The following is a 13,482-nucleotide window of genomic DNA, read 5'->3' as shown; positions in this document are numbered from 1 at the left end:
ACCGGTCGACACACTATTGTGGAGCCGCCCGGATTCGGTTTGTGAGACTCCAGCGCGGCCACATTTCGATCTTGTGAGTTCCTACAGCGGTTGTTTCGACGATCAACTCTCGAACGTCGGCTTGCCTTCGAGATACGTTGCGCGCACAGGGATATCGGCCAATTCGTCCGGATCCACGATGCGCGGGTCGGCGTCGAGGACGCACAGATCGGCGTACTTGCCGGGCGTGAGGGAGCCGGCGATGTCGTCGGCGAACAACTGGTAGGCGGCGTCGATCGTCTGGGCGCGCAACGCTTCCTCGACGGTGATGCACTCCTCCGGCGCCAGGACACGCCCGCCGCGGGACCGTCGCGTCACCGCGGCGGCGATATTGCGCAGCGGTTCCTCCTCGGTGACGGGGCTGTCGTTGTGGAACGAGATGCGCACGCCGGCGTCCAGCGCGGATCTCGTGCGCACCCAGTGCGCGCCCCGCTCGGGCCCGAACAGATCGTCCACCAGGACATCACCCCAGTAGTAGAGGTGATCCACGAAGAGGCTGCACGCGATGCCGAGTCGCGCGGCGCGCTGGAACTGCACGGCCGTCATCGCTCCGCAGTGCTCGAGGCGCAGCCGGTGGTCGGTGCGCGGATATCGTTGCAGCGCATGCTCGTACACGTCGAGGACAGTGTCGACGCCGAGGTCGCCGTGCACGTGACAGGCGATCTGCCAGCCCGCCGGGTAGTACGCTCCGACGATGCGGTCCAGCTCCTCCTCGGTGTAGTTGGCGTGCCCGCGGTGATCGTGGCCGAGGCCGAGCGCGGCGGTGGCCGGTGTGTTCAAGTACGGGAACGAGGTGTCGATATTGCCCACCCAGGGCGACCCGTCCAGCCACACCTTCATGCCGATCTGGCGAAACATGTCGTCGCCGTTGGTGATCGGGCAGAACGTCTCCCCCATCGGGTTGGCCATCTCGTAGGCGCGCAGCCGCACCTTCCCCCGCCCCTGCTGGTAGAGCGCGGCGGTGAGCGGACGCATCTGTTCCGCGAAAGCCATATCGCTGCACAGGGTTACGCCGCGCGAGGCCAGGTCGGCCTGCTCGCGGGCGAGCAGTTCGGGATCGGTGAGCTGATCGACCAGGATCGGCGCCACCACCGACAGCACCGCGGGCGCCTCGAATACCTTGCCGGTGAGCAGACCGTGCTCGTCGCGATCGTAGGAGCCGCCCGGCGGATCAGGGACGCCGTCGTCGAGTTCGGCCAGGCGCAGGGCGGCGCTGTTGGCCCAGGCCAGATGTCCGGAGTTCTGCCAGACAACGATCGGCCGGTTCGGGCCGAGTTCGTCCAGCCACGCCTTCGTGGGCTCCGGGAAACCGGTCTGCAACAGAACGTCCACGCCGTAGAAGATCAGCGGACGGCCCGCGGGCGCGTCGGCGACGGCGCTCAGGATCGCGGCATGCGCGTCGTCGGCGGTGGGGCACGTGGTGACCGGCCGGATGTCGACGACGGTGTCGGAGTAGAGCATCTGATCCTGGGTGGGGTGGGTGTGCGCCTCCACGAATCCCGGCAGGAGACAGCGTCCGGCCAGGTCGATCACGTCGGTGCCGGGACCGCGCAGCCGCAGCACCTCCGCCCCGCCGACGGCGCAGATCCGTCCCCGCTCGACCGCGATGGCGGTCGCGCCGGCGAATTCGGGGTCCATGGTCAGGATCGGGCCGCCGGTGAAGATCAGGTCGGCTGTGCTCATCGACACCTCCGTGCACGCGGGTTGTTCAGCGGGGGAACGGCTTTGCCACTGGATTGCGAAGAGCTTGCGAGTACCGACGATACCGCCGCGAAGTCGGCTTCATGGGCAAGATCAGCGTTTGCTGATCATTTACTTTCATCCCCGATCACCTCCGGTTCCGCAACTGAAACCCGTTCTAGACATTTCTTCACATTTGTCTTACGGTCGATATATGACAGCTGGTGTGTCCCACGAGTCCGCGTTCGAGCTCCGGTCCGGCGAGTCGTGGCGCGAGCCCTGGCCGATGTACACGTGGTTGCGCGATCACGATCCGGTGCACCACGCCGTCCCGCCCGGACGACCCGACCAGGACTACTACGTGCTGTCCCGGTTCGCCGACGTGTACGACGCCGTCCGCGACGCCGAGACGTTCTCGTCGGCGTCCGGCATCACCGTCGACTACCACGACCTCGACAAACTCGGCCTCGGCGACAACAAGCCGTTCGTGTTCACCGACGCGCCCGACCACACCGTGTTCCGCAGGCGGGTGGCCAAGGGGTTCACGCCGCGCCAGGTCGAAGAGATCCGCCCCGCGGTGCGGCGGTTCGTGGTGGAACGGCTCGAGCGGCTGCGCGCGGCCGGTGGCGGTGACATCGTCACCGAGCTGTTCAAGCCCTTGCCCACCATGGTCGTCGCGCACTATCTCGGTGTGCCAGAAGCGGACCGGGCCGAGTTCGACGGCTGGACCGACGCGATCGTCGCCGCGGGCTCGGTCGGCGACGTCGCCTCGGCGCAGCAGGCGGTCGGCGAGCTGATGGCCTACTTCACCGCCATGATCGAACGCCGTCGCACCGAACCGGCCGACGACACCATCAGCCACCTGGTCGCCTCGGGCCTCGGCGGCCCCGACGACATTCCCGGCCTCCTCCAGATCCTGGGCTTCGCGTTCACGATGATCACCGGCGGCAACGACACCACCACCGGAAACCTCGGCGGCGCCGTGCAATTGCTCACCGTGCACCGGGATCAGCGGCAGCGTTTGATCGACGATCCCGGGCTCATCCCCGACTCCGTGCCCGAGTTCCTGCGGCTCACCTCCCCCGTGCAGAACATGGCGCGCACCGCGACCCGCGACGTGCAGATCGAGGGCGTGACCATTCCGGCCGGGCGGCGCGCGCTGCTGCTCTACGCCTCGGCCAACCGGGACGAACGCGAATTCGGCCCGGACGCGGGCGAATTGGACGTCACGCGCAAGCCGCGCACCATTCTCACCTTCGGCCACGGCAACCATCACTGCCTCGGCGCGGCCGCCGCCCGCATGCAGGCCACCATCGCCCTGCAAGAGCTGCTGGCCCGCTGCCCGAATTTCGCCGTCGATCTGGACGGCATCCGCTACGCGGAGGGCAACTACGTGCGCAGGCCGGTCAGCGTTCCGTTCGTGGCGGACGCGTGAGCGCGCGCGGGCCGGCGACGAGCGGAGGCCGGGCATGAGTGGCTGGTTGGCCGACGAGCGCAGCACGCTTGCGGCACAACGCATTCTGGACGCCGCGGCGGAACTGTTCGCCCAGCAGGGCGTCGCCGAGACGCAGATGGCCGATATCGCGGAGGCGGCCGGATGCTCCCGGGCGACGCTGTACCGGTACTTCGAGAACCGGCAGGCGGTGCGGTTGGCGTTCGTGCACCGCGAGGCCCGGCGTCTGGGGGCGGCGGTCGCGGCCGAAGTGGGCGGGATCGCCGATCCGGGTGAGCGGGTGGTGGCGGCGGTGCTCGCCGCCGTGCGCGCGGTGCGGGCCGATCCGCTGCTCATCGCCTGGTTCCGGCCCGCCGACGCCGGAGTGGCCGTCGAGATCGGACAGTCCTCGGCGGTGATCGAAGGATTGACGGCCGCGTTCCTGCCGGAGGAACTCGGCACCCGGGAGGATCGCACGCGCTGGGCACGCTGGCTGACCCGGTTGATCGTCTCGCTATTGACCGTGCCCGGCGTGGACGACAGCGACGAGCGCGCGATGCTCGAGCAGTTCCTCGCGCCGCTGTTCGTGTCCCGCTGACCGTGCGAAAGGCCGTGGATACCAACGAGATATCCACGGTCTCCACGAGCCGAAGCCGCCGGGACTAGGTGCCGGCGGTCGCCTTCTCCTCGACGGCGTGCCCGTGCTTTCCGGAACCCCACCCCACGTGCGCCTCGGCGCGCATCCGGTCCACCATGTGCGGGTAGTGCAGCTCGAAAGCCGGTCGCTCCGAACGGATCCGGGGCAGCTCGTAGAAGTTGTGCCGCGGCGGCGGGCAGGTGGTGGCCCACTCCAGGGAGTTCCCGTAGCCCCACGGGTCGTCGACCGTGACGACCTCGCCGTACCGGTAGCTCTTGAAGACGTTCCAGAGGAACGGCAGCAGCGACGCGCCGAGGATGAACGACCCGATGGTCGACACCGTGTTCAGCGTCGTGAAGCCGTCCGACGGCAGGTAGTCGGCGTAGCGGCGCGGCATCCCTTCGTTGCCCAGCCAGTGCTGCACCAGGAACGTGGTGTGGAATCCGATGAAGGTGGTCCAGAAGTGCCACTTGCCGAGCCGTTCGTCGAGCATGCGGCCGGTCATCTTCGGGAACCAGAAGTAGATCCCGGCGTAGGTCGCGAAGGCGATGGTGCCGAAGAGCACGTAGTGGAAGTGCGCCACCACGAAGTAGGTGTCGGACACGTGGAAGTCCATCGGGGGCGAGGCCAGGATGACGCCGGACAAGCCACCGAACAGGAACGTCACGATGAAACCGATGGAGAACAGCATCGGCGTCTCGAAGGTCAGGTGCCCGCGCCACATGGTGCCGATCCAGTTGAAGAACTTCACGCCCGTCGGAACCGCGATGAGGAAGGTCATGAACGAGAAGTACGGCAGCAGTACCGCACCGGTGGCGAACATGTGGTGTGCCCACACCGCCACCGACAGCGCGGCGATGGCCAGGGTCGCGTACACCAGCGTGGTGTAGCCGAAGATCGGCTTGCGCGAGAACACCGGGAAGATCTCGGACACGATGCCGAAGAACGGCAGCGCGATGATGTACACCTCGGGGTGCCCGAAATACCAGAACAGGTGCTGGAACAGGATCACCCCGCCGGTGGCCGGGTCGTAGATGTGTCCACCCAGATGCCGGTCGTAGGCGAGCGCGAACAGCGCGGCCGTGAGAATCGGGAAGGCCAGCAGGATCAGCACGCTGGTCACCACGATGTTCCAGGTGAAGATCGGCATCCGGAACATGGTCATGCCCGGAGCGCGCAGGCACACCACCGTGGTGATCATGTTGACCGCGCCGAGGATGGTGCCCAGACCCGACACCGCCAAGCCGAGGATCCACAGGTCCGCGCCGACGCCCGGGGCGTGGACGATATCGCTGAGCGGCACGTAGGCCGTCCAGCCGAAGTCGGCCGCGCCGCCCGGGGTGACGAAGCCCGCCGTCGCCATCGACGCACCGAACAGGTACAGCCAGTAGCTGAAGGCGTTCAGGCGCGGGAACGCCACATCGGGCGCGCCGATCTGCAAGGGCAGGACGATATTGGCGAATGCGAACACCACGGCGGTCGCGTAGAACAGCAGCATGATCGTGCCGTGCATGGTGAACAGCTGATTGAACTGCTCGGTCGAGAGGAACTGCATCCCCGGGCGCGCCAGCTCGCCGCGCATCAGCAGCGCCATCAGCCCGCCGATGAGGAAGAACGACATCGACGTGAACAAGTACATGGTGCCGAGCACCTTGGGGTCGGTCGTCGTGACCAGCTTCAGGATGAACGACCCCTTGGGGCCCGTCCGCGCCGGGAAGGGTCGTACCGCCTCGAGTTCCGGCTCCGGCCTGGGAGCTACGGCTGTCACCACATTCTCCTCGTCGCGCGTCGAAATCCGGTCCGTAGCCCGCGACCGCCTCGCGGAACCCACGATGAACGACGCAGAGCATACGCCGGGCAATTGCGCAAGGCCTTCGATTCGGGCACCTTGCCGCCGTGTCGTTACCCCCGCCGGAAACGGCCGTTACCTGCGCGAATGTGAATCGGAAGCTTTTGTCTCAGCGCGGATCCCGGGTGCGGACGAGGGCGAAACACCGTCGTGATCGCGGTTTCGCGGACACGGCGACAGTACTGGGCTATCGTCTCCGTCGCATGGCCGTCGCACTCGGCGCCACGCGCCCCCTGCGGGTCGGCGGCCATGTATCCACGCTCCCCCGCCGGCGTTGTGCGGCAACAAGATCGGGTTCGGCGTCCGCCGCGATCGCCCGTGGCCCGCGCGCGCATCCTCTAGACTCGGGCCGTGTCGCTGTCGCCGTCCGCCGAGTCGCCGCCCACCGGCGGCAGGCAGGCGCGCTGGCAACCGCACAACGACCGCCGCCGCGAACGCATCGTCACAGCGCTGATCGAGCTCATCGAGGAGACACCGCTCGGCGTCGAGGTGCCGATGCAGCGGATCACCGAACGCGCCGGACTCTCCAAATCCGTGGTGTACCGGCAGTTCTCGGGCCGCGACGACCTCGACCGGCGCACCAGGACCGCCATCGGCGACCAGTTCACCGACGATATCGACACCGCCCTCGACATCAGCGACGGCTCCATCCGCGCCATCCTGCACCGCACCATCGGCGCGGTGGTGGACTGGATCGACCGGCACGCCCGCCTCTACGACTTCCTGCGCCGCGGCCCCGCGCTCGGCGACCCCGACGACGTGGACGCGGCCAGCAGCCTGAAGGATCGCATCGCCGCGCGCACCAGGCAGCTGGTCTCCGGGCTGGCCGGGGTGATCGGCGTGGTGGACGAGCCGGTCGCCGACACCATGACGTTCGCGATCGTCTCCATGACCGAGGCCACGGTCTCGCGCTGGGCGCGCTCCCCCGACCGGGCCATGGACCGCGACACTCTGGTCGGGGAACTGTCCGCCTACGCGTGGAGCGTGATCGACGGTGTCGCCCGCGCGCACCGGCTCGCCCTCGATCCGGACGAGCCGCTGCTCGCGGTCCTCAGCCGCCTCGCCGACGCCGACGGCTGAGCGTCAGGCGGCCCGGCGTTCCGGCTCGCTGCGGTAGCGGGCGAGATCGCCGTCGATGCGCAGCATCCGCCACACCCGCTTGGCGACCGGATTCATCAGGCCCAGATCGGTCGCCAGCCTGCGGATGTCGCCGAAGTAGCCGGACAGGATGCGCCGCTGGTGCGGCCCGTCCCAGAACGCCTCGCGCCACACCTGGGCCGGGATGTCGAACTGCTTGGCGAACGACCGCGACGGTGCCATGATCTCCCCGGCCAGCCACCGCATGGCCAGCGGGAATGCCAGCGAGCACACCGCGCGCCCCGCCGGATTCATGCGCTCCAGGTGCGCGGCGAGGAATTCGTTGGCGAAGGAGATGTGCCTGGCCTCCTCGGCGATGTGGATCTCCATGGTCCGCAGCACCGCGGGCGGGATGTTGCCGCCGTCGCGGATGATCGCCTTCTGGTAGTGGTCGATCGGCTCCTCGCCGCCCAGGATGCCGATGAACAGGATGACGTGCGCGTACCCGCCCGCCACGCCGATCAGCGGCGAGAGCGCGCGGAACAGCGGCCGCATACCGGGCACGTCGTCACCGATGCGGTTCACCAGCTCCTGGAACATCTGGATGTGGTTGCACTCTTCGGTCATCTCGTGCAGGCAGTACCGGAACTCCGGGGAGCCGTTGGGCAGCTTCATGATGTACTGCATCATCCCGCGGATCAGCACGCTCTCGAAGGCCGCGCCGACCTTGATGACGTTGGCGGTGCGCCAGCGGCCGATCTCGATCTGCCGCTGCCGCGGCAGCGAGCGGTACCACTCGGTGGCGCCGAGCGGATCGAACTCCGGCGACAGGACCCACCGGGGATCGTCCCGGTCGATCGCGAATTCCGGTCCGTCCCAGTCGATGTCCAGGTAAGGGTCGAACTTCCGGTGCACCGAACCGTCGGACAGGGTCGCCAGGGTATCCCAGTAGGCCTGGTCGAACAGTCGGTTGCGAACCGATTCGGACAGCGTCATCGATGCCTCCTCGCTCCAGGCCGGCGCCCCGCCCCGGCCACTGCGCACGCCTCTCGCGTGATGTGACCCAGAATATATGGGACTCACAGTCCCACACAATGGGGCGCGGCCGGTCGCGACCGAAATGTGCCCCGCTACCAGCCGGGATTCCCGGAAATCGGAATGTTGACCCAGCTCGGGCGATTCGGATCGAGTTCGACGTGCTGCGGGCGCAGCTCGCTCTCGTTGAGCAACGGGCGCAGCGGCATACCGCGCGGGAAGTTGAAGGCGTACACGTCGACGCGCAGGCGATGGCCCGGTTTCAGCACGCCGTCGGTGGCGGGCAGGCCGATGTCGACGATGGTCGGTTCCCCCGGCTTGAGCGGCAGCCGGTCGGCCAGCGTGAGATACGGGTACGGATCGGTGTAGTCGCCGTTGGGTGAACGAGTCGCCTTGGCGTCGTTCACTTTTCGCAGCGAGGCCTGGAGCTGGCCGCTGGTCCACACCGTCGACCTGCCGTCCGGGGCGACATCGTTGACGGTGACAGCCCAGTAGCCGTCGGTGGTGTCGAGCACGGTGTTGAGGTGCACCGCGATCGGTCCCGACACCCGCGTCGGCTCGGCGACGGGTGCGCTGGTGAAGGTGAGGCCGTTGAGTTCGTTGATCCGCGCGTCCTCGGCGCACACGTCGAGCAAGCTGGTCATGCCTGCCGTGCCGGTGGCCGAATCACGGGAGCACAGGCTCGCGAGCCCCGGCGCCACCGTCAGGCGCGCCGGAGCGCCGGGCCGGGTGGACAGGCTGCCGTCGTGCACGCTGTTCGCCGTGCCCGAGCGCGCGGCGTCGAGATACATCCGCCGGTACTCCATACCGGGGCGCGGGAAGGCGCTGTCGCTGGTCCAGCCGTTGCCCTGCTGCCAGAGCGTCACATTGTCGTAGCGGTCGATGCCGTTGTCGATGCCCTTGAGCCACTTGTCGAACCACGCGCGCTGCAACACGTCCAGGCGCGGGGGCGCGCCGGGCAGGCCGTTGCCGCTGCCGTTGGTGAGGTGGTAGATGTCGCCCATGATGAGCTTTTTCTGCGCGTCCGGCACATCCACGGCCTGATAGACGCGCGGCGAGGAGTAGGTGAAGATGTCGTGCCAGCCGCCGTAGACGAAGGTCGGGATGTTCACCCGCTCCGGATGCCCGAGCCAGGCGGTGCGGATGGGGCTGTCGTCGGTGAGCAGCACTTGCAAGTCGGGCGGGATGGCGTCCACGCTGGGCACGGTCAGCGATGCGAGCAGGTAGTTGAAGAAGGTGAACGGGTCGGCGATGCGGTCCTGTAGCCAGCGGCCGTCGAATCGGCCGGTGAGCATCGATTGGACGTCGGGCACCAGCTTGGTGCCGTTCACCGCGAGCAACCACGCGGGCAGGAAGCCCAGACCCACGCCGCCGCCGGTCGCGGCGATATCGCGCAGCAGATCGCTGCCGGGCACGATCGGGAAGATGGCCTTCAGCGGCTCGGGGCGGCGCTCGGCGGTGTGCACCTGATTGATCGCCGAGTACGAGATGCCGTTCATCCCGACCTTGCCGTCCGACCACGGTTGGCGCGCCGCCCATTCCACGACCTCGACGCCGTCCTGCTGCTCGCGCTCGCCGAACACCTGCCAGGTGCCCTGGGAGAAGCCGGTGCCGCGCACGTCGACCACCACCTGCGCGTACCCACTCTGCACCAGCTTGCGGTCGACGCCGAAGGCGCGCAGCGAGCCCGCGGGCAACACCTTGGTGACGTCGGTGAGCCCGCCCAGGCCGATGCCGGACAGGTCGAAGGTCTTGAAGAACTCGGTGAGCGCGTCGGCCAGCACCGGGAAGGTCAACACCGAATCCGCGAGGTTCGACACGAGTTTCGTGTACGGGGTGAGGTTCACGATGGTCGGCACCGGCGACTCGATCGGGCGGCCCGCCGCGTCCGCCGGGCGGTACACGTTGCCCTTGAGCACCGTGCCGTCGCTCATCGTGATCGGCACGTCCCACTCGATGTGCACGTTCGGATGGGCGCGCGGTCCGTCGTGGGTGGCGGTCCACTGGGCGCCCAGCGCGCCCCCGTCGGGCGCCGCCTGTCCGCTCTGCGCCGCCACGGCGCCCATTCCGATCGTCACCACGGTGACCAGCCCCGCAATCAGGGTGCGCGCGAGTCGGCGTCCTCGATACATGTTGCCCCGCTCCTCGCCGATGCACCGGTGCACCGGACCTGCCCTTCCGGCGAGAAACTGTAATCGGTGACACAGTCTGGGACAATAGTTGCCCAGGACACACCAAGTCCCGTGCGCGCAACCCCCGAGGGCGATCCGTACGGCAAACTCTCAGCGTCGAAAACCCAGCAGTGCCACCAGGTTCGCCACCTGCAACTCGAAGAGTTCGGTCCGGTCGGCGAAGGTGTCGCGGCCGTACATGTCGAACACGTCGAAGCTCACCGCGCCGAACAGCGCACTCCACACCGAGACGCCGCGCGCCAGCAGCCAGTCCGGCAGATCCAGCGCGAATTCGTCACGGATCGCCGCGAAACTGCCGGACAGCGGCCCGGAGACGGCCACCGTCCGGGACGGTTCGTCCACCAGGCCCGCGGCGTAGGCGTCGGCGATGACGCGCATCAACGCGACTATCACGCGCACACCGGGATCCACGGTTTGCTCGGCGGGCGCCTCGTAGCCCGGCACGGGCGTGCCGAAAAGCAGTCCGTACCAAGCGGGTTCGGCCAGCGCCCAGTCGCGCACGGCGTGCGCGGCCGCGCGCAGCCGCGCGGACGGGTCGGCGGGCGCGTCCGCGAGACCGGCGTCCACCGCGTCGCCCAGGGCGTTGTAGCCGTCCACGACCAGCAGCGTCAGCAGCTCGTCCCGGCTGCGCACGTACCGGTAGACGGCCGAGGAGACGACGCCCAGATCCCGCGCGACGGCCCGCAGCGACAACGCCGACGCTCCGTGCACCGCCAGATGCTCGCGGCCGATCCGGACGATGTCCGCCATGGTCTTGGCCCTGGCCTCGGCGCGCGGTGTTCCCATGGTGAACCACTGTAGAGAACACCGCTCTCGGTACGGGGCCGGCGGTCGACGTTCGCCCGCCGCCCACCGGGTCGCACTGCGGACAGGAGCGCATCGCAGGCCCGTGCTCGCCAGCGGAATCACAGTGGCGAGCGCGCACCTCAGAGCGCGTCAGCGACCGGCCGGGCCGTCCAATTCCCGCACGGCGCGCTCGATCTCGTCGGCCAGGGTCGCACCGCCCACCTCCCAGGCGGCGGCGCGGAAGCGGTCGCGGAACCGGCTGAGGTCGGTGCCGATACCCTCGCCGCCGTAGCTCGTCTCGGCGGCGTCGCGGAAGGTGCGGACCATCTCGTCGGCCAGATCGGCGATGCGGGCGCGGATGAGTTTGCGCAGCGCACCGCTGAGGGTGATGTCGGTGCCGACGTCGTAGAGAATCAGGGCGCCCTTGAGCATCGGCTGGTCGGGGATGCGCCAGCCCGCGCCCTCGCGCTCCACGTACTGGGCGGCGATCAGTTCGTCCAGGATGTCGGCGCGGCGATCACCCAGCAACGCGGTGAGTTCGTCGTCGTCGATCACCACCGACTGGTCGGCCCCGCCCGGATAACGCGGGTCCAGCACCGCGCGCCAGTCGGCCTGGGCGCCCTGCTGGGCCTCGGCGTCGAGCACTTCGCGGATCGCGTCGAGCCGCAGCCCGCGCGCCTGCATCCCGGAGATGTCGCGCAACCGCGCCAGGTGGTCGTCGGTGTAGACCGCCTCCTTGCCCGCGCGACCGGGTTTGGGCAGCACACCGAGCGAGTGGTAGTAGCGGATGGTGCGCGCCGGTACGCCGCTCAGGTCGGCCAGTTGCAGGCGGGAGTATCGGGACACGCGACCAGCATAGATACTCGGCGCCACCTTCGTTGACAGTTGCTACTGTCCGGATTAGCGTAACGCGCGTCACTGTCGACCGACCCAGGAGCCACGCATGTCCCAGCGAACGACCGACTTCGACGTCCTGATCGTCGGTTCCGGCTTCGGCGGCAGCGTGACCGCGTTGCGCCTGGTGGAGAAGGGGTACAAGGTCGGCGTGCTGGAGGCGGGCCGCCGCTTCGCCGACGACGAGCTGCCCAAGACCAGCTGGGACCTGCGCAACTTCCTGTGGGCGCCCGCGCTGGGCTGCTACGGCATCCAGCGCATCCACCTGCTGCGCGATGTGCTCATCCTGGGCGGCGCGGGCGTGGGCGGCGGGTCGCTCAACTACGCCAACACCCTCTACGTGCCGCCGGAGCCGTTCTTCCGTGACGCGCAGTGGCGCGACATCACCGACTGGCGCGACGAACTCACCCCGTACTACGAGCAGGCCCAGCGCATGCTCGGCGTGGTGCGCAACCCGCACATGACGCCCGCAGACGAGATCTTCAAGAAGGTCGCCGACGATCTGGGCGTGGGCGACACCTTCGTGCAGACTCCGGTCGGCGTGTTCTTCGGGGAGCCGGGCAAGACCGTGGAGGACCCCTACTTCGGCGGCGTCGGCCCCGATCGCACGGGCTGCATCGAGTGCGGCGACTGCATGGTCGGCTGCAAGTTCGGCGCCAAGAACACCCTCGTCAAGAACTACCTGTACCTGGCCGAGAAGGCGGGCGCCGAGGTGGTGCCGATGACGACCGTGAGCGCGATCCGGCCGCTGCCCGACGGCACCTGGGACGTCGACGCCAAGCGCACGGGCGCGCTGATCCGCAAGCAGCCCAAGACCTTCACCGCCAAGCACGTGGTGCTGGCGGCGGGGACGCGCGGCACCCAGAAGCTGCTGTTCGACATGCGCGACAAGGGTGTGCTGCCCAACCTCTCGGACCGCTTGGGCGTGCTCACCCGCACCAATTCCGAGTCCATCGTGGGCGCGGCCACCAGAAAGGTCACGCCGGGCGTGGACTTCACCAAGGGTGTGGCGATCACGTCGTCGATCCATCCGACGCCCGACACCCACATCGAACCCGTCCGCTACGGCAAGGGGTCCAACTCGATGGGCCTGTTGCAGACGCTGATGGTCGACGGCGGCGGACGCCTGCCGCGCTGGCTGAAATTCGTGCTGCTGGTGCTGCGGCACCCGATGCGGCTGGTGCAGTTCCTGAGCACCAAGAACTGGAGCGAGCGCACGATCATCTCGCTGGTGATGCAGCATCTGGACAACTCCATCACCACCTACACCAAGCGCGGCCTGTTCGGGCGCAAGCTGACCTCGAAACAGGGCCACGGCGAACCGAATCCGACGTGGATCCCGGTCGGCAACGAGGTCACCCGCAAGGTGGCCGACGAGATCGGCGGCGTCGCGGGCGGCAGCTGGGGCGAGATCTTCAACATCCCGCTCACCGCGCACTTCCTCGGCGGGGCGGCGATCGGGGCCGATCCGGAACACGGCGTGATCGACCCCTACCACCGCGTCTACGGCTACCCCACGCTCAGTGTGGTGGACGGGGCCGCCGTGTCGGCCAACCTCGGCGTGAACCCGTCGCTCACCATCACCGCCCAGGCCGAGCGCGCCGCCGCGTACTGGCCGAACAAGGGTGAAGTGGACAACCGGCCCGAGCAGAGCGAGGGCTACCGGCGCATCTCCCCCGTCGCGCCGAGCAAGCCCGTGGTGCCCGCGGGCGCGCCGGGCGCACTCGTGCTGCCGATCACCCCGGTCCGCCGCAGCGACCAGGAGGCGCCGGCCGCCGGCTGAGCCTGCCGTCCGGCGTACTTCCCCGAAAAGCCAACTCCGCGTGCTAGTTTCGCAGCACGTGGGCCGGCAGGGGTGGAT

Annotated in this window: 10 protein-coding genes; 4 read left to right on the top strand and 6 right to left on the bottom strand. The window is 68.5% G+C overall.

From position 1 onward, the window contains the following. Nucleotides 1-102: 102 nt before the first annotated feature. Nucleotides 103-1,722 (bottom strand): amidohydrolase, encoded by a 1,620-nt coding sequence (locus OHB21_RS28515; protein WP_195124190.1) that lies wholly within the window; start codon nucleotides 1,720-1,722, stop codon nucleotides 103-105. Nucleotides 1,723-1,933: 211 nt separating this feature from the next. On the opposite strand from OHB21_RS28515, the gene OHB21_RS28510 reads away from it, so the two are divergent. Both OHB21_RS28510 and OHB21_RS28505 read left to right on the top strand, forming a co-directional pair. Then, nucleotides 1,934-3,154, top strand: coding sequence for a cytochrome P450 (locus tag OHB21_RS28510; RefSeq protein ID WP_067501852.1), 1,221 nt, complete (start codon nucleotides 1,934-1,936; stop codon nucleotides 3,152-3,154). A 34-nt stretch (nucleotides 3,155-3,188) separates the two neighbouring features. After that, nucleotides 3,189-3,749 carry a TetR/AcrR family transcriptional regulator gene (locus OHB21_RS28505; RefSeq protein WP_067501854.1) on the top strand — a complete coding sequence of 187 codons (561 nt, stop codon included), beginning with the start codon at nucleotides 3,189-3,191 and terminating at the stop codon, nucleotides 3,747-3,749. A 64-nt stretch (nucleotides 3,750-3,813) separates the two neighbouring features. Here OHB21_RS28505 and ctaD read toward each other — a convergent pair whose 3' ends face one another. Next, entirely contained in the window at nucleotides 3,814-5,556 is a 1,743-nt protein-coding gene (gene ctaD / locus OHB21_RS28500) for an aa3-type cytochrome oxidase subunit I (RefSeq protein ID WP_067502163.1), read from the bottom strand. Nucleotides 5,557-5,988: 432 nt separating this feature from the next. Between ctaD and OHB21_RS28495 the strand changes: the two genes are divergently transcribed. Next, a complete protein-coding gene (locus OHB21_RS28495) occupies nucleotides 5,989-6,717 on the top strand; it encodes a TetR/AcrR family transcriptional regulator (protein ID WP_084537227.1) in 729 nt (242 codons plus the stop codon). Between the two features lie 3 nt (nucleotides 6,718-6,720). On the opposite strand, the gene OHB21_RS28490 is transcribed toward OHB21_RS28495, so the two are convergent. The 4 genes from OHB21_RS28490 to OHB21_RS28475 all read right to left on the bottom strand — a co-directional run bounded on the left by OHB21_RS28490 (nucleotide 6,721) and on the right by OHB21_RS28475 (nucleotide 11,573). Further along, on the bottom strand, nucleotides 6,721-7,710 hold the full coding sequence (locus OHB21_RS28490) for an AurF N-oxygenase family protein (RefSeq protein WP_195124189.1): 990 nt from the start codon (nucleotides 7,708-7,710) through the stop codon (nucleotides 6,721-6,723). A gap of 134 nt (nucleotides 7,711-7,844) precedes the next feature. Then, complete coding sequence (locus OHB21_RS28485) at nucleotides 7,845-9,881, bottom strand: CocE/NonD family hydrolase (RefSeq protein WP_067502171.1); 2,037 nt, start codon at nucleotides 9,879-9,881, stop codon at nucleotides 7,845-7,847. A gap of 150 nt (nucleotides 9,882-10,031) precedes the next feature. After that, the gene (locus OHB21_RS28480; RefSeq protein WP_067501860.1) at nucleotides 10,032-10,727 is read right to left on the bottom strand and encodes a TetR/AcrR family transcriptional regulator; all 696 of its coding nucleotides are present in this window, start codon (nucleotides 10,725-10,727) and stop codon (nucleotides 10,032-10,034) included. Nucleotides 10,728-10,877: 150 nt separating this feature from the next. Next, on the bottom strand, nucleotides 10,878-11,573 hold the full coding sequence (locus OHB21_RS28475) for a MerR family transcriptional regulator (protein WP_067501864.1): 696 nt from the start codon (nucleotides 11,571-11,573) through the stop codon (nucleotides 10,878-10,880). A 97-nt stretch (nucleotides 11,574-11,670) separates the two neighbouring features. Here OHB21_RS28475 and OHB21_RS28470 point away from each other — a divergent pair, with 97 nt between their 5' ends. Further along, nucleotides 11,671-13,404 carry a GMC oxidoreductase gene (locus OHB21_RS28470; protein WP_195124188.1) on the top strand — a complete coding sequence of 578 codons (1,734 nt, stop codon included), beginning with the start codon at nucleotides 11,671-11,673 and terminating at the stop codon, nucleotides 13,402-13,404. The last annotated feature ends 78 nt before the right edge of the window (nucleotides 13,405-13,482 follow it).

The sequence above is a fragment of the Nocardia puris genome, from assembly GCF_036051655.1.
GTDB lineage: Bacteria > Actinomycetota > Actinomycetes > Mycobacteriales > Mycobacteriaceae > Nocardia > Nocardia puris.
Note: the sequence above shows the minus strand (reverse complement) of the source record. Positions and strands in the feature narration are given on the sequence as shown.